The sequence below is a fragment of the Streptomyces sp. NPDC001536 genome, assembly GCF_042894505.1.
GTDB lineage: Bacteria > Actinomycetota > Actinomycetes > Streptomycetales > Streptomycetaceae > Streptomyces.
Genome location: NZ_JBIAVQ010000008.1, coordinates 322,590 through 345,574, shown reverse-complemented (window position 1 = coordinate 345,574; position 22,985 = coordinate 322,590). Strand labels below are relative to the sequence as shown.

At 71.7% G+C, this 22,985-nt stretch carries 22 protein-coding genes; 9 read left to right on the top strand and 13 right to left on the bottom strand.

Translation table 11 applies throughout. The annotated features are described in order from the left end of the window. Positions 1–77: 77 nt before the first annotated feature. Entirely contained in the window at positions 78–1,283 is a 1,206-nt protein-coding gene (locus ACFY0U_RS23605; protein ID WP_388638834.1) for a right-handed parallel beta-helix repeat-containing protein, read from the bottom strand. A gap of 86 nt (positions 1,284–1,369) precedes the next feature. Here ACFY0U_RS23605 and ACFY0U_RS23600 point away from each other — a divergent pair, with 86 nt between their 5' ends. Next, complete coding sequence (locus ACFY0U_RS23600; RefSeq protein WP_388638832.1) at positions 1,370–1,861, top strand: hypothetical protein; 492 nt, start codon at positions 1,370–1,372, stop codon at positions 1,859–1,861. 10 nt (positions 1,862–1,871) lie between these two features. On the opposite strand, the gene ACFY0U_RS23595 is transcribed toward ACFY0U_RS23600, so the two are convergent. The 5 genes from ACFY0U_RS23595 to egtA are packed head-to-tail and all read right to left on the bottom strand — an operon-like array spanning position 1,872 to position 6,462. Continuing rightward, the gene (locus ACFY0U_RS23595) at positions 1,872–2,087 is read right to left on the bottom strand and encodes a dodecin (RefSeq protein ID WP_046258351.1); all 216 of its coding nucleotides are present in this window, start codon (positions 2,085–2,087) and stop codon (positions 1,872–1,874) included. Positions 2,088–2,130: 43 nt separating this feature from the next. Continuing rightward, complete coding sequence (gene egtD, locus ACFY0U_RS23590) at positions 2,131–3,093, bottom strand: L-histidine N(alpha)-methyltransferase (protein WP_388638831.1); 963 nt, start codon at positions 3,091–3,093, stop codon at positions 2,131–2,133. After that, positions 3,090–3,866: an ergothioneine biosynthesis protein EgtC gene (gene egtC, locus ACFY0U_RS23585; RefSeq protein WP_388638829.1), complete on the bottom strand. Its 777-nt coding sequence runs from the start codon at positions 3,864–3,866 to the stop codon at positions 3,090–3,092. The genes egtD and egtC overlap by 4 nt, the downstream gene beginning before the upstream one ends. Continuing rightward, a complete protein-coding gene (gene egtB, locus ACFY0U_RS23580) occupies positions 3,866–5,176 on the bottom strand; it encodes an ergothioneine biosynthesis protein EgtB (protein WP_388638827.1) in 1,311 nt (436 codons plus the stop codon). Before egtB ends, egtC begins: the two co-directional genes overlap by 1 nt. Continuing rightward, complete coding sequence (gene egtA / locus ACFY0U_RS23575; RefSeq protein ID WP_388638825.1) at positions 5,173–6,462, bottom strand: ergothioneine biosynthesis glutamate--cysteine ligase EgtA; 1,290 nt, start codon at positions 6,460–6,462, stop codon at positions 5,173–5,175. The genes egtB and egtA overlap by 4 nt, the downstream gene beginning before the upstream one ends. A 276-nt stretch (positions 6,463–6,738) precedes the next feature. Between egtA and ACFY0U_RS23570 the strand changes: the two genes are divergently transcribed. Next, positions 6,739–7,554: a TIGR02452 family protein gene (locus ACFY0U_RS23570; protein WP_388638823.1), complete on the top strand. Its 816-nt coding sequence runs from the start codon at positions 6,739–6,741 to the stop codon at positions 7,552–7,554. On the opposite strand, the gene ACFY0U_RS23565 is transcribed toward ACFY0U_RS23570, so the two are convergent. From ACFY0U_RS23565 to ACFY0U_RS23550, 4 genes are all read right to left on the bottom strand, one after another. Beyond that, a complete protein-coding gene (locus tag ACFY0U_RS23565; protein WP_388638822.1) occupies positions 7,539–7,985 on the bottom strand; it encodes a type II toxin-antitoxin system PemK/MazF family toxin in 447 nt (148 codons plus the stop codon). The two genes, ACFY0U_RS23570 and ACFY0U_RS23565, sit on opposite strands and share 16 nt — an antisense overlap. 38 nt (positions 7,986–8,023) lie before the next feature. Next, positions 8,024–9,508, bottom strand: a complete 1,485-nt coding sequence (locus tag ACFY0U_RS23560; protein WP_388638820.1) for a flotillin family protein — start codon at positions 9,506–9,508, stop codon at positions 8,024–8,026. A 133-nt stretch (positions 9,509–9,641) separates the two neighbouring features. Continuing rightward, a complete protein-coding gene (locus ACFY0U_RS23555; RefSeq protein ID WP_171139045.1) occupies positions 9,642–9,860 on the bottom strand; it encodes a hypothetical protein in 219 nt (72 codons plus the stop codon). 26 nt (positions 9,861–9,886) lie between these two features. Then, positions 9,887–11,314: an amidase gene (locus ACFY0U_RS23550; protein WP_388638818.1), complete on the bottom strand. Its 1,428-nt coding sequence runs from the start codon at positions 11,312–11,314 to the stop codon at positions 9,887–9,889. 248 nt (positions 11,315–11,562) lie between these two features. On the opposite strand from ACFY0U_RS23550, the gene ACFY0U_RS23545 reads away from it, so the two are divergent. Further along, complete coding sequence (locus ACFY0U_RS23545; RefSeq protein ID WP_388638816.1) at positions 11,563–12,939, top strand: glycoside hydrolase family 43 protein; 1,377 nt, start codon at positions 11,563–11,565, stop codon at positions 12,937–12,939. Here ACFY0U_RS23545 and ACFY0U_RS23540 read toward each other — a convergent pair. The 3 genes from ACFY0U_RS23540 to ACFY0U_RS23530 are packed head-to-tail and all read right to left on the bottom strand — an operon-like array spanning position 12,936 to position 16,166. Continuing rightward, complete coding sequence (locus ACFY0U_RS23540) at positions 12,936–13,958, bottom strand: TolB-like translocation protein (RefSeq protein WP_388638815.1); 1,023 nt, start codon at positions 13,956–13,958, stop codon at positions 12,936–12,938. The two genes, ACFY0U_RS23545 and ACFY0U_RS23540, sit on opposite strands and share 4 nt — an antisense overlap. Positions 13,959–14,008: 50 nt before the next feature. Then, on the bottom strand, positions 14,009–15,298 hold the full coding sequence (locus ACFY0U_RS23535) for an MFS transporter (RefSeq protein WP_388638813.1): 1,290 nt from the start codon (positions 15,296–15,298) through the stop codon (positions 14,009–14,011). A gap of 25 nt (positions 15,299–15,323) precedes the next feature. Beyond that, a complete protein-coding gene (locus tag ACFY0U_RS23530; protein WP_388638987.1) occupies positions 15,324–16,166 on the bottom strand; it encodes a glycosyltransferase in 843 nt (280 codons plus the stop codon). Positions 16,167–16,432: 266 nt separating this feature from the next. Between ACFY0U_RS23530 and ACFY0U_RS23525 the strand changes: the two genes are divergently transcribed. The 6 genes from ACFY0U_RS23525 to ACFY0U_RS23500 are packed head-to-tail and all read left to right on the top strand — an operon-like array spanning position 16,433 to position 22,924. Continuing rightward, the gene (locus ACFY0U_RS23525) at positions 16,433–17,872 is read left to right on the top strand and encodes a sugar transferase (RefSeq protein ID WP_388638811.1); all 1,440 of its coding nucleotides are present in this window, start codon (positions 16,433–16,435) and stop codon (positions 17,870–17,872) included. 23 nt (positions 17,873–17,895) lie between these two features. Then, the gene (locus tag ACFY0U_RS23520) at positions 17,896–18,951 is read left to right on the top strand and encodes a Gfo/Idh/MocA family protein (RefSeq protein ID WP_388638809.1); all 1,056 of its coding nucleotides are present in this window, start codon (positions 17,896–17,898) and stop codon (positions 18,949–18,951) included. 56 nt (positions 18,952–19,007) lie between these two features. After that, the gene (locus tag ACFY0U_RS23515; protein WP_388638807.1) at positions 19,008–19,988 is read left to right on the top strand and encodes an NAD-dependent epimerase/dehydratase family protein; all 981 of its coding nucleotides are present in this window, start codon (positions 19,008–19,010) and stop codon (positions 19,986–19,988) included. After that, on the top strand, positions 19,985–21,124 hold the full coding sequence (locus ACFY0U_RS23510; RefSeq protein ID WP_388638805.1) for a DegT/DnrJ/EryC1/StrS family aminotransferase: 1,140 nt from the start codon (positions 19,985–19,987) through the stop codon (positions 21,122–21,124). The genes ACFY0U_RS23515 and ACFY0U_RS23510 overlap by 4 nt, the downstream gene beginning before the upstream one ends. Then, positions 21,121–21,804, top strand: a complete 684-nt coding sequence (locus ACFY0U_RS23505) for an acetyltransferase (protein WP_388638803.1) — start codon at positions 21,121–21,123, stop codon at positions 21,802–21,804. Before ACFY0U_RS23510 ends, ACFY0U_RS23505 begins: the two co-directional genes overlap by 4 nt. Position 21,805: 1 nt before the next feature. After that, positions 21,806–22,924 (top strand): DegT/DnrJ/EryC1/StrS family aminotransferase, encoded by a 1,119-nt coding sequence (locus ACFY0U_RS23500; protein WP_388638801.1) that lies wholly within the window; start codon positions 21,806–21,808, stop codon positions 22,922–22,924. Positions 22,925–22,985 lie beyond the last annotated feature (61 nt).

Below are 22,985 nucleotides of genomic sequence, written 5' to 3'. Positions count from 1 at the left end.
CGGGCACCGAGGACGCTACATGAAAATGGATCCCATTAACAATTGTGGTCGTCGCCGCGCCCGGCTGCCGGAGCCCTTCAGAACCTGGCCCCCACGCCCGCCCCGTTGCGCGGCACCAGGAACGACGGCGCCGAGGGCAGTGAGCCGTCCGCGGCACGCGTCCCCGTGAGCGGTGCCGGGTCCGTGCTCAGGACCGACGACGCGTTCCAAGTACCGCCAAGATTCCAGGAGTTGCCGCTGACCGCCGTCCCCGAACCGACAGCCGCCGCGCGGGCGTCGGCGACCGCGAGGTTCGCGGTGAGCGTGGCCGTCCCGCCCGGGCCGTCCGCGTCGAAGCCGGTGCCGGCGTTGGCCCATGTCGAGTTGCGGGTCAGGGCGAGGGCGCCCGGGTTGCCGTTGTCCGTGAAGCCGTGCGCCGCGTTCTTGAAGGCGGCGCTGTTCCGCACGGTGTGGCCGACCGCCGGGGCCGGGCTGCCGCCGCCGAGCTTGAAGCCGTTGCCGTCGCCCGCGAAGTCGGGGAAGTTCCAGCGGTTGACGCCGTTGCCGTACGCGACCGTGTTCTCGATCGTGATCGGCGAGGTGAACTTCCAGGCGTCGAAGCCGTCGTCGACGTTGTTCCACAACCGCGCCCCGCGCACCACGTTGCCCGCGCCGCCGCCCTCCTTGATGGCCAGCCCGTCGGCGCTCTCGCCGTTCTTGCGGGGGTCGCGGTTGGCGTAGCTGTCCAGGTTCAGGATCTGGTTGTTGCTGGACGCGCCCTGGAGCTGGAAGCCCGACTCGTAGTTGTCGTGGGTCCTCAGGCGGGCGAAGACGTTGCCGTTGCAGCCGTCGCAGTAGATCCCGTAGGGGCCGTTGACGATCTCCAGATCCGAGATCCGCCAGTACGACGCCTCCTGGTGGATCGCCCCGCGCTCGGCCCGGGGAATGCTGCCGCCGACCGGGGTGTGGCTCGCGGGCAGCTGCTCGCCGTCGACGACGACCCGCTCGCCCTGGTAGGCGCCGAGGGAGATGGGCTGGGACGCCGTGCCCGAGGTGGTGATCGTGACGTTGTCGGTGAGGGCGTACGTGCCGCCGCGTACGGCGATGGTGTCGCCGGGCAGCGCCAGGTCCACCGCCTTCTGGAGGGTTCGCAGCGGCTGCGCGAGCGTGCCGGCGGCCGAGTCGCTCCCGTTCGTGGCCACCACCAGCGTGCGCGGCGCGCCGGACGCCTCACCCGCCAGAATGAGTACCGATGCCGTCGCCGCGCCCGCGACCACCGCCGACCAGATCGCCGTGTTCCTCATGGGGCCTCCCGCCTCCGCCTGCGTGCCATGTCGCAGAGGAGTCGGTGCACGGCGCGAGAAGGTTGCCGGGTTCTAGGGTGGAGCGTGTGACCGACAGCAGCAGACCGCCCCTCGCCGTGTTCGACCTGGACAACACCCTCGCCGACACGGCCCACCGCCAGCGCTTCCTGGAGCGCAAGCCCCGCGACTGGGACGGCTTCTTCGCCGCCGCGCCCCAGGACCCGCCGATCCCGCAGGGCATCGCCCTGGTCCTGGAGAGCGCCGAGGAGTGCGAGGTCGTCTATCTCACCGGCCGGCCCGAGCGCTGCCGCCAGGACACGCTCGACTGGCTCGCCGCGCAGGGACTGCCCGAGGGGCGGATCCACATGCGGCGCGACAACGACCGCAGGCCCGCCCGGCGCACCAAGCTGGAGATCCTCCGCCGGCTCGCCCGCACCCGTGAGATCCGGGTGCTGGTCGACGACGACGAGCTGGTCTGCGAGGACGCCGAACGGGCCGGGTTCAGGGTCGTACGGGCGCGCTGGACCGCCCCCTCCGCCGCGCTGGAGACCGCGCAGGAGCGGGAGGGGCGGACCTGAGCCGGTACCGCTAGTCCGACTCGTCCAGGCGGAAGCCCACCTTCAGGCCCACCTGCCAGTGCGCGACCTGTCCGTCCTCGATCTGGCCCCGCACCTGGGTCACCTCGAACCAGTCGAGGTTGCGGAGGGTCTGCGAGGCACGGCCGATGCCGTTGCGGATGGCCTGGTCTACGCCGTCGGGCGAGGTGCCGACGATCTCGGTCACCCGGTAGGTGTGATTCGTCATGGCTCCACCGTGCCCCAGGTGACGGCGGAGCGCGAGCCGTCCGTCACCGCGCCGTGCTGAGCGACAGCGCGAACCGGCCTTCGCTGTCCGTCCACCAGTGCGCCAGCTCCAGCCCCGCGGCGGACAGTTCGGCACGCACACCCTCCTTGCGGAACTTCGCCGAGATCTCGGTGTGCAGCTCCTCGCCCGCCGCGAAGTCGATGGCGAGGTCCAGCGCGGGGATCTTCACGGTCTGCGCGACGCGCGAACGCAGCCGCATCTCGATCCACTCGTTCTCAGCGTCCCAGAGCGCCACATGGTCGAAGGCGCCGGGATCGAAGTCGGCACCCAGTTCCCGGTCGACGACCGTCAGGACGTTCTTGTTGAAGGCGGCCGTCACCCCGGCCGCGTCGTCATACGCCCTGACCAGCACCTTCTCGTCCTTGACGAGGTCCGTGCCGAGCAGCAGGGCGTCGCCGGGGGAGAGCAGGGCGCGCACCGAGGAGAAGAACTCCGCTCGCTCGGCCGGCAGCAGATTGCCGATCGTGCCGCCGAGGAACGCCAGCAGCCGGGGGCCCGGAGTCCCGGGCAGGGTGAGCTCGGCCGTGAAGTCGGCGATCAGGGCGTGCACGTCCAGCCCCGGCCGCTCCGCGATCAGCGCGTGTCCGGCCTGGGTGAGGGCGCTCTCGCTGACGTCGACGGGCACGTAGGTGTCCAGGTCGGTCAGCGCGTCGATGACGTACCGCGTCTTCTCCGAGGAGCCCGAGCCCAGCTCGACGAGGGTGCGGGCGCCGGAGGCCGCCGCGATCTCGGTGGCGCGCGCGACGAGGATCTCCCGCTCCGCGCGGGTCGGGTAGTACTCGGGCAACTCCGTGATCTGATCGAAGAGTTCGCTGCCATGGGCGTCGTAGAACCACTTCGGCGGCAGGGTCTTGGGGGTGCGGGTCAGACCGTGCAGGACGTCGGCGCGCAGGGCGGCCTCGGTGGCGTCCTCGGGCAGGGTGCGGGTGAGAAGGAACGGGCTCACGTACGGGGCTCCTTCAGTGCTTCCACGGACGGTTCCTTGAGGGGCGTCAGCAGCACGTCCGTGCGGCTGGCCGCGAGCAGTGTGCGGTCGGGGACCTCCTGCCAGTGCGGATCGTCGTCGTAGGGCTCGGAGGCGACGACCGTGCCGCGCGGGCAGGTGAGGTACCACAGGGTGTCGCCCCAGGTGGTCGCGGTGATCGTCTCGCCGTTGGTGAGAAGGAGGTTGAGGCGGGAGCCGGGGGCCGCCTCGGCGACCTCCAGGACCGTGTCGGCCAGCGCCTGGCTCTCGTCGTCACCGGCGCGGAGCCGGGCCAGGACGAGGGCCCAGACGAACGCCGAGTCGTTACGGGCCTCCATGTCCAGCAGATCCGCGGCGGGCAGGGTCTGCGTCAACGGCGCCAGGGAGCGGGGCCAGCCCTTGACGGCGCCGTTGTGGCTGAACAGCCACGGCCCGCTCGCGTACGGTGCCGCCGCGGCCTCGGCGTCCGCGCCCGCCAGGGTGGCGTCCCGGACCGCGCCGAGGAGTGCCGAGGTGCGGACGACCCGGGCCAGGTCCGCGAAGGACTGGTCCGCCCAGATGGGCCCGGCCCGGCGGTAGCGGGCCGGCGCCGGGTCGCCCTCGGCGTACCAACCCACCCCGAAACCATCGGCGTTGACGGTGCCGTAGCGCTGGTGCCGGGGAGCCCAGGACTGCCGGTACAGGCTGTGCGGGGGCTGCGTGAGGAGCCGCCCGAGCGGCTCCTCGGGGCCCAGATAGGCCAGGTGACGGCACATCAGACGCCCTCCGCGGAACGGGCGGTGCGGAAGCCGGAGAAGATCTGCCGCCGGATCGGGTAGTCCCAGTTGCGGAACGTGCCCCGGCAGGCCACCGCGTCCACGGCGAACGAACCGCCGCGCAGCACCTTGTACTCGGGGCCGAAGAACACCTCCGAGTACTCCTTGTACGGGAACGCCTCGAAGCCCGGGTACGGCTGGAAGTCGCTCGCCGTCCACTCCCACACGTCGCCGATCAACTGGCGTACACCGAGGGGTGATTCGCCCTCCGGGTAGCTGCCCGCCGGGGCCGGGCGCAGATGCCGCTGGCCGAGGTTGGCGTGCTCGGGCGCCGGGTCGGCGTCACCCCACGGATAGCGCATCGAGCGGTCGGTGGTGGGGTCGTGGCGGGCGGCCTTCTCCCACTCGGCCTCCGTGGGCAGCCGCCGCCTGGCCCAGCGGGCGTACGCGTCGGCCTCGTACCAGCTCACGTGCACCACGGGCTCGTCGGGCGGCACGAGTTCGGTGACGCCGAAGCGGCGGCGCAGCCACTGGTCGCCGTCCCGGCGCCAGAACAGCGGGGCGTCGATGCCGTGCTGCCGGATGTGGTCCCAGCCCGCCGGGGTCCACCACTGGTCCAGCCGGTAGCCGCCGTCCTCGATGAACTCCTGGTACGCCCCGTTGGTGACCGGAGCCGTGTCGATGTAGAACGGCGCCACCTCCCGCCGGTGGGCCGGGCGTTCGTTGTCCAGCGCCCACGGCTCGTCGGAGGTGCCCATCATGAACGGGCCGCCGGGCACCAGGACTTCGGCCGGGCCCGTGTAGAGGGGCGCGGGGTCCGGGTCGGGGGCCGTCAGGGCCTGCGGGCCGGTGCGGAGCTGATGGGTGATCAGCATCGTCTCGTCGTGCTGCTGTTCGTGCTGCGCGATCATCCCGAAGGCGAAGCCCGCCTCCGTGAGCCGCGTCCCGTGGAAGGCGGCCCCCTCCAGCAGGTCCAGGACCCGGCCGCGCACCTCCGCCGCGTACCGCCGGGCTTCGTCGGGCGGCAGCAGCGGCAGCTTGGGCCGCTCCGCGCGCGGGTGCTCGAAGGCGTCGTAGAGGCCGTCGATCTCGGGGCGCATCGCCTCCCGCCCGGCGACGTTCCGCAGCAGCCAGAGCTCCTCCTGGTTGCCGATGTGCGCGAGGTCCCACACCAGCGGGGACATCAGCGGCGAGTGCTGGGCGGTCAGATCGGGATCCTCGACACAGCTGGTCAGCAGCGTCGTGCGGTCGCGCGCCGTGGTGAGGGTGTGCAGCGCCCGGACGCGGAGCGTCTCGGCGTCGTCGGTCATGAGCGGAGGTCCTTCCCGTGCAACCGGTCCAGCAGATCGTCGGCGGGGCAGCGGCCCTGGAGGACGTACCGCTCCAGGTACGCCGTGACGGCGCCCGTCACCTCGGCGGTGGCGCCGAGCCGGGGCAGCGCGTCGAGGGCGGCCGTGAAGCACTGGACGGCCACGTCGTGCAGTTCCGGGTCGGCGAGGCCGGTGCGGGCGGCGTCGAGCCACAGCGGATTGTGCGGGGCGGGCAGCCCCAGTGCCCGCTCGGCCAGCGGCTTCACCGCGCGGTAGGCGGTCTCGGCGGCCTCGGGGTCGTCGAAGAGCGCCGTCGTCACGGCGAGCGGCACGATCCAGCCGTCGTCGCCGGGCTGGGCGTCGATCATGCGCAGCTCGATGTGGCCGCGCGGTCTGATCGGCGGGAACAGCGTGGTGAGGTGGTAGTCGAGGTCCTCGCGGGTCGGCGGCCTCGGGGTCGCGGAGCGGGTCCAGTCGCGGAAGGTCATGCCGTCCGGGACGTCCCAGGCGCGGCCGTCCTGGCGGATGCACATCACCGGGGCGTCCAGCACATGACGCGCCCACGTCTCGCGCGGGTCCCCGTCCAGCGGGGGAGCGCCCGCGCGGCCCGCGCCGATCTCCATCCACAGCAGCTGGCGGGTGGAGACCCAGCCGGTGGGCTCGCGGCCGGCCAGCGGGGAGTTGGCGAACGCGGCGACCAGGACCGCGCCCAGCTGGTGGGCCAGCCACCAGCGCCGCCCGTGCCCGAGCGGCCCCGGCTCCTCGTAGCCGGCGTCCAGGCACACCTGAACGGAGGCGGAGGTGCACATCATGGCGCGGCCGGCCGGGCCCGTACGGTCCAGACAGGCTTCCATCGCGTCGTAGCGGGGTTCGTGCAGATACCGGCGGGGTGAGTGCCAGGGATCGTGGCCGACGCCGACGAGGCCGAGATCGTGCCCGGCGAGCGCCGCGCGGACGGCGGCGAGGTCGGCGGAGACGGTGTCCACGCACTCCATGAGGGAGGCGGCGGGCGGCGAGCTCAGCTCCAGCTGGCCGCCTGGCTCGACGGTGAGCGCCGAGCTGAGGGGCACGGTCCGCAGGGCGGCGTAGGCCGCTTCGAGCCGTTCGGGTGTGACGGGGAGCTGCGGTGTGCGCAGCTCGTGGACGAGCCATTCCACCTCGACCCCGACGGTGCGGGGCGGTCCGGTCTTGAAGCAGATGCCCCGGACCAGGGCCTCCACCTCGGCGGCGGACAGAGCGGTGCGGGGCTCCGTACAGTCGCTACAGTCGGTTACTGAATCGGACATGTCGGGATCCTCCTGAGATTCCACCATGCCACCGGCCCGGATGATGTTGGCCGGACCGGCATAACTCGTCCCACCCAAAACCCTCGCGGCGTTTCGCACAAGAGTGCATATCGTCGTAATCGGGGCTGACGATCTCCGTTTTCTGGGTGTTTGCTGGGTGTTTCGAGGCCGGGAAACTCTGTTGCACCGTATGACCAGCATCGCCCACGATGCCTGCATGAGCACGACGGGGGAGCGCGCACGGCGCGCGTTCGCGGCGCCCACGGGGGTGGCGCCATGAGCGCGCGCCTGCGGGGCATCGCACAGCAGACGGAGCAGATCGTCGAGGAGGGCTTCTATCGCGCCTCCGACGGACGCGAGGTGTCCATCGCGGCGCAGGTCGAGGCCGCACGGAGCGGTACGCGGATGTACGGGCCGGAGCCCGTGCCGGTACCGGAGATCCCGCCCGCCGACACGTTCGTCGAGGTCACGGGCGAGAGCAGCCTGGAGGCCGCCCGGCGGCTCGGCGGTGTGCCGGCCGTCCTGAACTTCGCCTCGGCCCGCAATCCGGGCGGCGGCTATCTCAACGGCGCCCAGGCCCAGGAAGAGGCCCTGTGCCGGGCCTCCGCGCTGTACGCGTGCGTACGGGAGGCCAAGGACTTCTACGACCACCACCGCGCCCACCGCGACGCGTTCTACACGGACCGTGTCATCCACTCACCGGCCGTGCCCGTGTTCCGGGACGACCGCGGCCGGCTGCTGGACGAGCCCTACGTCGCCGGCTTCCTGACCGCGGCCGCGCCGAACGCGGGCGTCGTACGGCGTACGGTGCCGCAGCGCACGGCCGAGCTGCCGCGGGCCCTCGCGGTGCGCGCCGAGCGGGTGCTGGAGGTGGCGGCGGCCGAGGGGTACCGGCGGCTGGTGCTGGGGGCGTGGGGCTGCGGGGTGTTCCAGAACGATCCCGTGCAGGTGGCGGGGGCGTTCCAGGCGCTGCTGGGGCCGGGCGGGCGGTTCGCGGCGGCCTTCGAGCACGTGGTGTTCGGGGTGCTGGACCGCACGCAGGGTCAGGTCGTGCGGGGGGCCTTCGAGAAGGTGATTCAGGTCCAGCCGTAGCGCTCGTGGAGCCGGTTCCTGACCAGGTTGAACCGTCCCCGGTCCAGGGCGCAGGCCTCGCGGCGCATGCCGTCCTCGTGGAGGCGCAGCACGCGGTCCACATCCACCCAGGAGTCCCGGCCCGTGCGGTCCCAGGGCCCGCTGCCGATCGCGACCCACTCGCGGTCGCCGTCGTGCCGCTTGCTGGACAGCTGCACGGCGAGGAAGGTCCCGGCCGCCTCCCGGGCGACCACCAGCACCGGCCGGTCCTTGCCGCGTCCGTCGTTCTCCTCGAAGGGCACCCAGGTCCAGACGATCTCGCCGGGGTCGGGGTCCCCGTCGTGCGCGGGTGAGTACTCGGTGCGCACCCGGCCCACCTTGCGGACGTCGGCCTCGGTGGTCGCGGTGGGGCCGAAGCGGCCGGGGACGTTCTCATCGGTAAACGCAGTCACGGGGGCACCTTACGGGGTGCCCCCGTGTGCGCCGACGGCTACTTCTCCTCCACGGGCACCTTCTGCGACGGAGGCGGCGACGCGAGCCCGTTCAGGGACGAAGTCCCCGCCGGGGCCTGCCCGTTCTGGTTCATGTTCGCGAGCAGCTGCCGCGCCAGGCCCAGCCCGGTGCCGCCCATGGTGAGCGCCTTGGCGAACATGTCCGCCATGCCGTCGGCGCCGTTGAGCACCACCATGTTGTCGACGTTGCCGAACGCGGACGCGCCCGCCTTGACGATCTCCGGCCAGTTCTCGGCCAGTTGCTGGGCGACGACAGCCTCCTGGTTCTCGGCGAGGGCCGCGGCCCGGGCCTTGATGGCCTCCGCCTCCGCGAGCCCCTTCGCCCTGGACGCCTCCGCCTCCGCGAGTCCCTTGGCCTGAGCCGCCGCGGCCTCCGCCTCGCCGGTGGCCCGGGTCGACGCCGCCATGGCCGTACCCCGGGCCTTGGTCGCCTCGGCCTCGGCGCTCGCGGCCGTCTTGACCCGGGTCGCCTCGGCCGCCGCGGCGAGCTCCGTCTCCTTCGCCTTGGCCTCGGCCGCGGAGATCCGCGCGTCGCGCTCGGCCTCGGCGAGCGTGCGCTTCTCGTAGGCCTGGGCGTCCGCCGGCTTGCGGACGTCCGCCTGGAGCTGCTGTTCCCGCCGCTGCGCCTCGAGTTCGGCGATCCGGGTCTCCTGGACGACGACCTCCTGCCGGGCCGCGGCGTCCGCGAGCGGACCGGCCTGGCGTGCCTTCGCGCCCGCCTTGTCCCGCTCGGCCTGGTAGCCGGCCTGGAGGATCTCACTGTCCCGGGTGGCCTCCGCCATCCGTGCGAACGACTTCTGCTCGGCCTCCGTGGCCAGCCGGTTGGCCTCCGCCTGCGCGATCCGCGCGTCCCGCTGGACGGCCGCCGCGTGCGGCATCGCCAGGTTCTGGATGTATCCGGTGGGGTCCTCGATCTCGTGGATCTGGAGGGAGTCGACGATGAGCCCCAGCTTCTCCATCTCCGTGCCGCAGGCGGCCCGGGTCTGCCCGGTGAGCTTCTCCCGGTCACGGATCATGTCCTCGACCGTCAACCCGCCCACGATGGACCGCAGATGACCGGCGAACACGTTGTGCACCCGCTCGGACATCAGCTTCTGCTGGTCCAGGAAACGGCGCCCAGCGTTGGCGATCGACACGAAGTCGTCGCCCACCTTGAAGATGACCACGCCCCGCACCTTGAGCGGAATGCCCTGGTGGGTCACGCAATCCACGTGCAGCTCGGTCTCGTTGAGGTCCAGCGAGAGCTTGCGCACCGCCTGCACGCCGGGCAGCACCAGCGTGCCGCGCCCCGTGACGATGCGGAATCCCATGCCTTCCTCAAGGCCCTCGGTCCTGTGCTTGGAACCGGAGATGATGAGCGCCTCGTTGGGCTCGGCCACGCGCCACATCATCTTGAACACACCGATCAACACGAGGACCGCGCCTACCGCGATCCCCGCAACGACGCCGATGACCATCGGCATTCGCCCCCTTTGCATGGTGCCCTTTCGGCACCGAACGAAGGGAGTGTGCGCCTCGCCGAGGCCGGGGTACAGACCCTTGCGGATCCTTGTCACAACCTTGACGAATACCGCTCTCACCTGCGGTGGAGCATGCTCAACTGTCGTACGCCGCCTGGACGTAGACGGTCCTGGGCGCCTGGTACTCCACCACCATCACCACGGTGCCGCGCTCGATACGGTCCGTACCGGTGGCCGCGTAGGCCAGGAAGTGCTCGGCGCCGCCCCGCACCCGGACGATCACCTCACCGACGAGCCCGGGCCCCACCGTTCCGGTGACCCGACCCATGAGCCCGACCATCGACGCATCGTCCATGGTCACAGGGTAAGGGCCGAACGCCGTCACGCGGCCGGGGAATCCGTCGCGATCTCCCGCACCGGCGGCCACACCTCGTGCCAGCGCAGCTCCGCCTCCACCTGCGCGGCCAGCGAGATCAGCAGCGGCTCGCTGTTCGCCGGTCCGAGCAACTGCGCCCCGACGGGGAGGCCTTCACCGACGAACCCGGCGGGGACGTTGACGCCGGGCCAGCCCAGCACGTTCCACGGCCAGGCGAAGGGACAGGCGGCGATCATGGCGCGATCGGTGGCCAGCCCGCCCAGCTTCAGCATCGAGCCGATGCGCGGCGGGGGAGCGGCCGTGGTCGGCGCGAGGACCACGTCGTACGACGTGAAGAACCCGCCGATACGGCGGTGCAGGACCGCCTCGGCCCGCCGTGCCGCCCGCAGCGGTGCCCCGCCGAGCAGCCGGCCCAGGCGGGCGGCGTCCCGGGTGCGCCGGTCGAGGAGCGCGGGGAAGGGCGCCTCGCCGACCCGCTCGGCGAGACCGGCCGTGGCGCGCGGGATGAAGGTGAGCCCGATCTGCCCGTACGGGGGGTCGGCTTCCTCGACGTGGTGCCCCAACGCGGCCAGTTTCTCGGCGAGTTCGACGACCTTCGCCCGCACCTCGGGCTGGAGCCGGGCGGGCAGCGCGGTGAACGGGGGCTTGAGGGCGAGGGCGATGCGCAGCCTGCCGGGGTCGCGTCCGACGGCGCCGGAGGCGTCGACGGCGGGCGGCCGGTGCGGGTCCAGGTCGTGGTTGCCGCTCGCCGCGTCCAGCAGGAGCGCGGCGTCGGCGACCGTGCGGGCCAGGGTGCCGTTGACGGTGATGCCCTGGAAGGACTCGCCGCGCGGCCAGGTGGAGATACGGCCGCGCTGCGGCTTGATGCCGATGAGATGGGTCCAGGACGCCGGGATGCGCACCGATCCGGCGCCGTCCGAACCGAGCGCGGCCGGTACCAGGCCGGCTGCGACGGCGGCGGCGGAACCGCCCGAGGAGCCGCCCGGGGTGTGCTCCGCGCTCCATGGATTGCGGGTCGCGCCGAAGGCGGGGCCCTCGGTGAAGGGCCACTGCCCGAACTCGCAGGTGTTGGTCTTGCCGATGACGACGGCTCCGGCCGCCCGCAACCGCCGTACGGCTTCCCCGTCCTGAGTCACCGCGGGGAACTCGCCCTGGCAGCCGAACGCGGTCGGCTCGCCCGCCACGTCCATGTCGTCCTTGACGGCGACGGGTACGCCGAGCAGCGGCCTGCGCACTCCGGCGGCCAGCTCCTTGTCCGCCGCGTCCGCCTCGGCGAGGGCCGCTTCGGCCCGTAGGACCCGGAAGGCGTTGAGGGTGGGCTGCGTCGCGTCGATGCGCGCCAGGGCCCGCTCGACCAGGGCCCTCGACGTCACCTCCCCGTCGGCCAGTGCACGGGCGGACTCCACCAGACCTGCGGCGCGGTCGAGCGGCATGTGAATCCCTCCACCTCCGGGAGCGCGTGGTCTACCGAACGGTAACCTGTGGAAGCGCTGTCCCGGAACGCCTCTGGTGGGCGCGGACGTTCGGTGCGCGGCACAGGTGTCCCACAGGGCTCGTCAGGTCGTGCGCAAACCATTGACGCGATTCAGCCTCGCCCCTACCTTCTGATCGACTTTCCGAACCTCGTTCGGCATGTCGGACATCAGAGCCGCGTTGTTTGTTCGTCCGAGGAGAGCCGCCCGTGACCACACGACCCCCCATGTCCCGCCGTACCCTGCTGCGCGCGATGGCCGCCCTGCCCGCCTCGGCCGTGCTGCTGGGCGAACTCCCCGGTGCCGCCCACGCCGCCGCCCCGCCGAGCGGCTCCGCGACCCGCTACACGATCGTGCCGTTCCTCAACAGCAACGACGGCACGGTGAACGTCTACCAGTCGGACGACGCCCTCGACTTCCGCCTCGCCAAGTCCTCGGCCTACACCCCGCCGAGCAACAGGATCCGCGACGCCAGCGTCTTCAGGCACACCGATGGCTACTACTACATCACCTACACCACGCACACCTGGCAGGACGTCAGCACCACCATCGGCTTCGCCCGCAGCTCCGACCGGCTCAACTGGACGTTCCTGTACGACTACACGGTCCCGATCGCCAACCTGTCGCGGGCCTGGGCGCCCGAGTGGTTCGTCGACAGCGACGGCAGTGTGAACGTCATCGTGTCCTGCTCGGTCACCAGCGACGAGTGGATCTTCACCCCGTATCGGCTGAGGGCGACGAACTCCGCGCTCACCGCGTGGAGTTCACCGGTGGCCCTGTCGGGCATCGGCGCGAACCACATCGACACGTTCATCGTGAAGATCGGCTCGACGTACCACGCGTTCACCAAGAACGAGACGACCAAGTACATCGAGTACGCGACCGCCTCCTCGCTGACCGGCCCCTACACGATCTCCAGGACCGGCGACTGGGCCGGCTGGGGCAGCTACCGCGAGGGCCCGGCGCTCGTCCAGCTCGACAACGGCGGCTGGCGGCTGTTCTTCGACGGCTACGGCGACGGCAACTACTACTACAGCGACAGCTACAACACGTTCGCCACCTGGTCGGCGCCGGTCGCACTCCCTGTCGTGTCCGGTACGGCCCGGCACTTCACCGTCATCAAGGAGACCGTCTCGGGCGGCCCGACCCTGGCGAGGAACGTCACGCGGTCCTTCCAGTCGGCCAACTACTCCACCCGCTACTGGCAGACGCAGTCCTCCCTGCTCAACCTCCCGGTGGTGACCGGCTCCAGCACCTCCGCCGAGAAGACGGCGTCGACCTTCACCGTCGTCGCGGGCCTCGCCGACTCCAACGGCTACTCCTTCCGCGACTCCTCCGGCAACTACCTGCGCCACTGGGACTTCCGGGCCCGCTTCGACGCGAACGACGGCACGTCGACGTTCGCCAGGGACGCTACGTTCATCGCGCGCACGGGGAGCACGAGCGGCTCGATCCGCTTCGAGTCGTACAACTACCCCGGGTACTACCTGCGCCACTACAACTACCAGCTGCGGGTGGAGCGTTCGAACGGTACGGATCTCTTCCGGTCGGACAGCTCCTTCACCCCGGTGACCGCCTGGGCCTAGAGCGGCGCCGGGGAGGAAGCCCCGGCGAGCAGCAGTCGGGGCGTGCCCGTGCCGTTCGCGGGCACGCTCCACAGGTCGCTGGTGCCGACCTTGCCTTCGGCGGGGAGGGCGTAGGCGACGGTCTCGTCGTCCAGCCAGGTGGCCTGGTCGTCGACGCTGTGGCGTTCGGCCAGCGCCGTCTCCTTCAGGGTCCGCAGGTCCAGGACGTACTCGCGCCACAGGTCGGTGCGGGACAGCACCCGCTTCTTGAAGGCGACGCGGGTCCCGTCCGGGGAGAGGGACGGGCACTCCACGTTCTCGACGAGCGTGGTCACCGACTGCCGGGAGACCGAACCCCGCACCAGATAGGTCTTGTTGTCGGTGTTCAGGGTCGCGTAGAAGGTGTCGTCGTCGGCGGCGAAGGTGACACCCCAGAAGTTGACGTCCGCCGCCTTGTAGGACTTGCCCTCCAGATCGATGGCGAACGTCTCCAGGCTGGGGATCAGCTTCATGGTGCGGGTGTCCAGGATCGAGGTCCTGGTGGAGAAGAACGCGGACGCGTAGGACTCGCCCGAGACGAAGACGGTCCAGGCGACGAAGCGGCCGCTGGGGGAGACCCGGGCCCGGCTGGGGGTGCCCGCGAGCGAGTAGGTGTGCCGGGTGCGCAGGTCGGCGTCCAGGAGCAGGGCCCGGTTGTTCTGCTTGAGGACGCCGGTGTCGGACTGGAGGCAGACGCCGGTGCCGGCGGCCGCGTAGAAGCGCGCGCACTTCAGGTCCGAGGCGGTGCGCCCGCTCTTGGGCTCGGTGGACGGGACCGAGGCGACCGCGGTGCGGTGCGGGCCGGCGGCCGCGTTGACGAACATCAGCCGGTCCTTCTGGCCGAGCGTCACCTTGCCCCCGCTGACGGCGGGGCCGCCCGCCTGCGGCTGGTTCGCCCGGTCCGCGCGGTCGGCGGCGCGCAGGACCATGCCGGTGCCCAGCCCCGCGAGCAGCAGTACGGCCGTGACGAGGACGATCAGGCGGCGGCGGAGTGGTGTCATCTGGTTCCTGTTCGGTGGAGTCGTCATCGGGTCCCGCTTCGCCGTGGTCGTCACCGGGTGCCTCCCGTCGGCCTCAGCACCAGGCCCGCGACGGCCGCGCCGCACAGCAGCCCGACCGCGGAGCCGGCCAGCGCCGGGCCGTAGCCCCACATCGTCCAGGCGGCGCCGAACCCCAGCGAGCAGCAGAACCGGGCCAGCGCCTGGCTGGTGCCGACGATGGCGAGGCCGCTGGCGCGCAGATGCTCGGGCACCGTGGCGGCCAGGGCGGCGGGAAGCACCCCGTCGGTGGCGGCGTAGAACACACCGTGCAGGGCGAGGACGAGGAAGGGCAGGGCCGGGGTGGCCGGGGCCCACAGCAGCAGCGCGTAGGCGGTGAGCAGGGCCAGGTGCCCGGCGAGGAAGACGGTGTGCCGTCCCACCCGGTCGGCCAGCGCGCCCAGCGGCACGGCCAGCAGCAGGAAGACCACGGCGGTGCCGAGCGGCAGCAGCGGGAACCACTCCTCGGCGAGGCCCGCGCGCCGTTGCAGCAAGAGGTAGACGAACGCGTCGCTGACGGTGGTCAGACCGAGCAGCGCGGCACAGCCGGCGAGGGCCCGGAGCCGGGGGAGGCGGAGCAGGGCGAGCGCTTCGCGGACGCGGACGGGCGGCTTCGCGGCATCGGGTGCCGCGTCTCGCGGCACGCCGGCGCCATCGGGCCGAGCGTCCTGGCGTCTGCCCGGTACGAACAGCACGAGTACGACCACGCCGAGCACGGCCACGCACGCGCTCACGCCGAACACGGCGTCGTAGCCGTCGGTCGCCGCGTTCAGGATGAGGAACGCGGCAAGGGGGCCGAGCATCGCGCCGGTGGTGTCCATGGCGCGGTGGATGCCGAAGGCGCGGCCCTGGCGGTCGGGCGGGGTGGACAGGGAGATCATCGCGTCGCGCGGGGCGGTGCGCAGGCCCTTGCCGGTGCGGTCCAGGGCGAGGACCGTGCCGAGGGCGCCGACGCTGCTCGCGAGCAGGAGCAGCGGTTTGCACAGCGCGGACAGTCCGTATCCGAGCCCGGCGATCAGTTTGTGGTTGCGCACGCGGTCGGCGAGATGGCCGCCGGTGAGCTGGACCAGCGCGCTGACCCCGTTGTAGACGCCGTCGAGGGCGCCGAACCCCAGGGGGCTGAAGCCGAGCGTGGTGACGAGGTAGAGCGGCAGGACGGCGGTGACCATCTCCGAGGAGATGTCGGTGATCAGGCTGACCGTGCCCAGCACGAGGACGACCGGGGCGACCTTGGGCCGCGGGCCGCGTCTTCGGCCCCGCTCGGTGTCCGCCCCGGCGGGTGCGGAGCGGTCGGTGAGGTACATGTCCAGGACTCCAGTCGCGCTGCGTTCAGTTCTGCCGGCTGCTCTCGTCCCGCAGCCAGGTGCCGAAGTCCCGTTCCTTGATGGCCTTTTGCGCCTTGCGCCGGGCGACGACCGCCGCGGCGACGAAGACCAGGACCGCCGGGAGGAGCTTCGGCTCCCTGCGGAGCAGGGCGGTGAGATCCGCCTTGCTCGTGCGGGCCGTGGCCTCCCCCGGTCCCCGGTGCTGCTCGACCTGGGTGGTGGAGACCGCGGCCCGGATCCGCCGATTGATCAGATCCGGCCACGTGCGCGGCGGATGGACCACGACACCGGCCGCACCGACCACGAGCCGCTCCGCGGGGGCGAACGCCAGGGACGCCGCCAGGTCGTCCGCCATCAGCGGCGGCAGCGCGGCGATCCGGGCGTGTCCGGCCTTGGAGACCGCGATGACGCCACGGCCGAACAACCCCTCGCGCACGACCGGCAGTTGCTGCCACACCCGGTAGTAGGCGCGCACCCGCCAGGCGCAGCCGTCCAACGGAATCCGCCGCTCCGGCGCGGTGGCGAGGATGCCGGAGACGCCGTCGTCCAGGGGCTCGGTCAGTGCTCGTACGTCGGCTCCCGTGATCACGACGTCGGCGTCCACGTAGACGCGGGGGAAGCCGCGCGCGTGATCGTCACCGGCCCGCAGGGCGGCGTGTTTGGACGGGGTGGGGATCTCCACCACCCGCACGCGCGGGCCGCGGGCGGCCGCGATCCGCGCGGTGTCGTCCGTGCAGCCATTGCATACGACCACGATGTCGTTTACATCCTCGCGGGATTCGGAATCGGCCAGAAGTGAATCGAGTAGCCGGCCGATGACTTGCGCTTCGTTGTGGGCCGGGATCACGATGCTCGTCACCTGGGCAGTATGCAGTCGATGTCACTAATGCGATGTGTGTTTCGTCCAACTGTTCCCGTGACTGTGTTCGGTGGTCTAGATTGAGGGCCGCCGAGCTGGTTTGGGTGGGGAACGTGAGGCCGCGAGGCACGAGCCAACATGCAGGGGACATGGGGCGGTTGGGGAACCGCTGAGGCTTCTTTCTTTCATCTGCCGTTGTGTCGGGGACGCATCGGTGTTCGGTCAGGGGTAACCGCGCACGTGGTGGGGGGCGCATGACCATTGAGGTCACGCATGAGCAACTGGATGTGGAACACAGGACTCCACAAGGTCGCCGAAGACCTTGGGAAAAGAAGTACCGGATAGTTCTGCTGGTCGCGGACGGCCTCGCGGCCGTCGTCGCGGCCCTGGTGATCCACGCGGTGTACGGCCGCTGGGCGGTGGCCCTGGTGCTGCCCCCGGTGTGGCTCGCGGCCATGGCGGCCCACCGGACCTACGACCGCAGGGCCTTGGGGCTGGGGACCGAGGAGTACCGGCGGGTGCTCCGGGGCGCCGTCGCACTGCCCGCGCTGGCCGCCTTCGCGCACTGGACCTTCACCCACGACCCGGACCTTCTCCATGACATGACCATGGCCGCAGTGCCGGCCGCCGCCCTCGCCCTGCTGGTCCGGTACGCGCTGCGCCGCCGGCTGCACAAGAGATGGGCGCGGGAGCGCGGCGGGAGCGCGACGCTCCTGGTCGGTCCCTCGCACGGCATCGTGGAACTGGTCGCCGTGCTGCGCCGCGGCGGAGTCCAGGAACTCCAGGCCGCAGGGGTGTGTCTGAGCGACCCTCAGAACGCGGCGCAGATCCGCAGGTTGGGGCTCCCCGTCCTCGGCGGTGTCGACACCATGGACGACGTCATCCGGGCCCTGGGCATCGGCACCGTCGTGGTGCTGCCCGCGCCCGAGTACGACGCCTCCGTACTGCGCCGCATCTCCTGGACGGCGGCCGTGCAGGGCGTCGACTTCCTGCTGGCGCCCGTGCTCGCCGACGTGTCCACCGCCCGGCTGACCGTGCGGCCCACCAACGGTGTGCCGCTGATGCGGATCCAGGCGCCGAACCTCTCCCGCGCCTCCCGGCTGCCCAAGGAACTCCTGGACCGCTCCCTCGCGGCGCTGCTCCTGGTCCTGCTCGCCCTGCCCATGCTGGCGATCGCCCTGGTCGTCCGCCTCGACAGCTCCGGCCCCGCACTCTTCAGACAGCAGCGGGTGGGCCGGTTCGGCGATCACTTCACCATGTTCAAGTTCCGCACGATGCGCCCCGACTCGGAGGCGCTGCGCGCCGAGCTGGAGCACCTCAACGAGAACAGCGACGGACTGCTGTTCAAGGTGAAGCAGGACCCGAGGATCACCCGGGTCGGTTCCTTCCTGCGCCGCACCTCGCTGGATGAACTGCCGCAGCTGCTCAATGTGATCGGCGGCCACATGTCGCTCGTCGGTCCCCGCCCGTCCCTGCCCGAGGAGGTGGAGGAGTACCCCTCGGAGGTCAAGCGGCGGCTGCTCGTGAAACCCGGCCTCACCGGGCTGTGGCAGGTGAGCGGCCGCTCCGACCTGCCCTGGGACGAGGCGGTCCGGCTCGATCTCGGATACGTGGACAACTGGTCGATGGGGCTTGACCTGTCGATCCTGGCGCGCACCGGATCCGCGGTGGTGCGCGGAACGGGGGCCTACTGATGGACCGGAAGCAGGGGGACCAAGTGACCGAGACCGCGGAGCCGTTGGGAGTCGCCGTCGTCGGGGCCGGCTACTGGGGCCCCAATCTCGTCCGCAACTTCCAGGCCAGCGAGCGCTTCCGGCTTCGCTGGCTGTGCGACCTCGACGTGGAGCGGGCCCAGCGGGTCCTGGGCGGCTACTCGACCGTCCGGCCCACCGCGGACTACGCGGCCGTCCTCGCGGACCCCGCCGTCGACGCCGTCGCGGTGGCCACGCCCGCCGGCACCCACCTCGACATCGCCCTGGCCGCCCTGCGCGCCGGGAAGCACGTCCTGGTGGAGAAGCCCCTCGCGGCGACCTACGCCGACGGACTGCGCCTGGTGACCGAGGCGGAGGAGCGCGGACTGACCCTGATGTGCGACCACACCTACTGCTACACACCCGCGGTGGGCCGTATCCGGGAACTGGTCCGCTCCGGCGAACTCGGCGAGATCCACTTCGTCGACTCCGTCCGGATCAACCTCGGGCTCGTCCAGAAGGACATCGACGTCCTGTGGGACCTGGCCCCGCACGACCTGTCGATCCTGGACTTCATCCTCCCCGACACCGTCGAGCCGGTCGCCGTCGCCGCCCACGGGGCCGACCCGATCGGCGCCGGACAGGCCTGCGTGGCCTATCTGACGCTCACCCTCAACACCGGTGCCATCGCCCACGTGCACGTCAACTGGCTCTCGCCGACCAAGGTGCGGACCACCATGGTGGGCGGCTCCAAGCGCACCCTCGTCTGGGACGACCTCAACCCCGCCCAGCGCGTGGCGATCTTCGACCGGGGCGTGGACCTGGCCTCGCCCCAGGAGATCGGCGCGGACGAACGCCGGGACATGCTCATCTCCTACCGCTCCGGCGACATGGTCGCCCCCGCCATCGGCGAGAAGGAAGCGCTGCGCAGCATGGTCGACGAGTTCGGCGACGCGATCCGGCAGCGCCGGGCGCCGCTGACCGACGGCCGGGCCGGTCTCAGGGTGCTGGACATCCTCGAAGCGGCCTCCCGCAGCCTGGAGTTCAGGGGCGCGGTCGTCGGCCTGCGCACCGGCCACTGACCGTTCGCACCGACGCGTTCACCGAGACGTTCACTGAGAAGTCCGCTGAGAAGGAAGTGCAGTTGAGCAGCGTACGAGGCAAGAAGATCCTGGTCACCGGGGGAGCGGGCACCATCGGCTCCAACCTCGTCGACCTCCTGGCCGAAGGCGGCGCCCGCGAGATCGTGGTGCTGGACAACTTCGTGCGCGGACGGCGGGCCAACCTCGCCCAGGCCCTGCCCAGCGGTGTCGTGGAGGTCGTCGAGGGCGACGTCCGCGACATCGACACCGTGAAGAAGGTCACCGAGGGCGCGGAGCTGGTGTTCCACCTCGCCGCGATCCGCATCACCCAGTGCGCGGAGGAGCCGCGGCTCGCCAACGAGGTGCTGGTCGACGGCACCTTCAACGTCCTGGAGGCGGCGGCCGCGGCCGGCGTCACCAAGGTCGTCGCCTCGTCGTCGGCGTCCGTCTACGGCATGGCCGAGGCCTTCCCGACGACCGAGCGCCACCACGCGTACAACAACGACACCTTCTACGGCGCGGCCAAGGCCTTCAACGAGGGCATGCTGCGCAGCTTCCACGCCATGTACGGCCTGGACTACGTGGCGCTGCGCTACTTCAACGTCTACGGCCCCCGGATGGACATCCACGGCCTCTACACCGAGGTGCTCATCCGCTGGATGGAGCGCATCGAGGCGGGCGAGCCGCCGCTGATCCTCGGCGACGGCACGCAGACCATGGACTTCGTCGACGTCCGCGACATCGCCAGGGCCAATGTGCTGGCCGCCGAGTCGGATCTCACCGACGAGGTGTTCAACGTCGCCTCCGGTACGGAGACCTCGCTGCGCGAACTCGCCGACGGCCTCCTCGAGGCGATGGGCGCGTCCGGGCTGGAGCCGGTGCACGGACCAGCCCGCGCGGTGAACGGGGTGAGCCGGCGGCTCGCGGACACCTCGCGGGCCGCCGAGCGGCTCGGGTTCACGGCGCAGATCGATCTGCGCACGGGGCTCAAGGACCTGGTGCAGTGGTGGCGTTCGGAGCGGGAGGCCGCCAAGTGAGCACCGACCGCATCCCGGTGATGATCCCCTGGCTCGGCGAGGAGGAGGCCAAGGCCGCCTCCGACGCGGTGCTGTCCGGCTGGGTCGCCCAGGGACCCCGGGTCGCCGCCTTGGAGCGGGCCTTCGCGGAGCGGGTGGGCGCCGAGCACGCCGTCGCGGTCAGCTCCTGTACGACCGCCCTGCACCTGTCGCTCGTCGCCCTGGGACTGGGCCCCGGCGACGAGGTCGTGGTGCCCTCGCTGTCGTTCATCGCCACCGCCAACGCCGTACGGTACGTCGGCGCCGAGCCGGTGTTCGCGGACGTCGACCTGGCTACCGGCAACCTCACCCCGGCCACCGTCGACGCGGTCCGCACCCCCCGTACGAAGGCCGTCCTCGCCGTCCACCAGGGCGGCGTACCGGCCGATGTGCACGCGCTGCGCGCCGCCTGCGCCGACTGGGACCTGCCGCTCGTCGAGGACGCGGCCTGCGCCATCGGCTCCACCGTCGGCGGCAAGCCCGTCGGCCACGGCGCGCTGATCGCCGCGTGGTCCTTCCACCCCCGCAAGCTCGTCACCACCGGCGAGGGCGGCATGGTCACCACCGACGACGCCGAGTGGGCGGCCCGGCTGCGCCGGCTGCGCGAGCACGGCATGAACGCCTCCGCCGCGGACCGCCATGCGAGCGACAAGCCGGTCCTGGAGAGCTACTTGGAGGTCGGCTACAACTACCGGATGACGGACGTCCAGGCCGCGATCGGCCTGGTCCAGCTCGGCAAACTCGACGCGATGATCGCGCGCCGCCGCGAACTGGCGGCCCGCTACGACGAGTTGCTCCGGGACGTCCCCGGCCTCACCCCCGTACGCGACCCCGCGCACGGGCAGAGCAACTTCCAGTCCTACTGGGTGCTGCTGGACGGCGACTTCCCCGTCGGCCGGGACGACCTGCTCGCCGCACTCGCCGAGACCGGTGTCTCCGCCCGGCGCGGGATCATGGCCTCGCATCTCGAACCCGCCTACGCGGGCCACCCCGGCGCACCGCTGCCGGTCACCGAGCGCATCACCCGGGACTCGCTCATCCTGCCGCTGTTCCACACCATGACCGAGGCCCAGCAGGACCGCGTCGTGGCGGCCCTGCGCGAACAGGCGCACAGATGACCGGACTTGTCATCGTCGGCGCGGGCGGCTTCGCCCGGGAGACCGCACAGGCCGTACTGGACGCGGGCGAGTCCAAGCTGCTCGGGCACCTGGACGACAACCCGGCTCTGCACGGCACCGAGGTCGACGGGGTGCCCGTCCTCGGGGGCTGCGACCTGGTCCACCACCTGCCCGACGCCCGCGTGGTGATCTGCGTGGGCAACCCGAGGGACTACGCGGCCCGCGTCCGGCTGGTCCGCAGACTCGGCCTGCCGACGGACCGCTACGCCACCGTGGTCCACCCGACGGCGGTGGTGTCGTCGACCTCGTGGATCGGTCCCGGCTCGGTCCTGCTCGCGCACTGCGCCCTCACCGCCGCCGTGCGGCTGGGCGCCCATGTCGCGGTGATGCCGCACGTCGTCCTCACCCATGACGACGTGGTCGAGGACTACGCCACCCTCACCTCCGGCGTCCGCCTGGGCGGGGGAGTGCGGGTGAAGCGCGGGGCTTATGTGGGCTCCGGCGCGCTGCTCAGGGAAGGCACGACGGTCGGCGCCTGGTCGCAGATCGGCATGGGGAGCAACGTGCTCGGCGACATACCGCCGGGCGAGGTCTGGGTGGGGAGCCCGGCCCGACCACTGCGCGCGGCGGACGCGCCCGCGCTGGCAGAACTCGCGAACGAACAGTGGGGGGACCGCTGACATGAACCAGATCCCGCTGGTGGACCTCAAAGCGGCCCACGAGGAGGTCGCCGACGAGGTACGGGCCGGATTCGAACGGGTCCTGGCCGACACGGCGTTCGTCGGCGGCGACGAGGTCCGCCACTTCGAGCGCGAATACGCCGAGTTCGGCTCGGTCGCGCACTGCGTGGGCGTCGCCAACGGCACCGACGCCCTCGAACTCGCCCTGCGGGCAAGCGGGGTGGGGCCCGGCGACGAGGTCGTCGTACCCGCCAACACGTTCATCGCCACCGCCGGCGCGGTGGCCAGGACCGGTGCGACACCGGTCCTCGCGGACTGCCTGCCCGACACCTATCTCCTCGATCCCCAGGCGGCGTTGGACGCCGTCGGCCCGGCCACCCGCGCGGTGGTGCCCGTGCACCTGTACGGGCAGATGGCCGATGTGACGGCACTCGCCGGCCGACTCCCCGACCACGTACGGATCGTCGAGGACGCCGCCCAGTGCCAGGGCGCCACCCGCGACGGCCGGTCACCGGGCAGCGGCACCATCGCGGCCACCAGCTTCTACCCGGGCAAGAACCTGGGAGCCTACGGCGACGCGGGCGCGGTGCTGAGCGACGACCAGGAACGGACCGACCTGGTGCGCGCGATCGCCAACCACGGCGGCGTCGCCAAGTACCGCCACGACGTACCGGGGTTCAACAGCCGGCTGGACGGGCTCCAGGCCGTCGTCCTGCGCGCGAAGCTCGCCCGCCTCGCGGACGGCAACGCCGCCCGACGGGCGGCCGCGGCCCGCTACGACACACTCCTCGCCGACCTCGCGGCCACCGGCCGGGTCGTGCTCCCGACGACGGACACGGGCAACGTCCACGTCTGGCACCTGTACGTCGTCCAGATCGCCGGCGCCGACCGCGACGCCATCGTCGGCAAGCTCAACGCCGAGGGCATCGGTGCCGGAGTGCACTATCCCGCCCCGGTCCACCTCACGCCGGCGTACCGCCATCTCGGCCACGCCCGGGGCGAGTTCCCGCACGCCGAGCACACGGCGGACCGGATCCTGTCGCTTCCGCTCCACCCGCACCTCACCGCCGACCAGCAGCAACGCGTCGTGGACACCCTCACCCACGCGCTCCGCGGCTGACCGGCCCCCGAACACGCTCCACCCCCACGGCACGGGGCGCTCCTGCACAGCACCGCTGAGA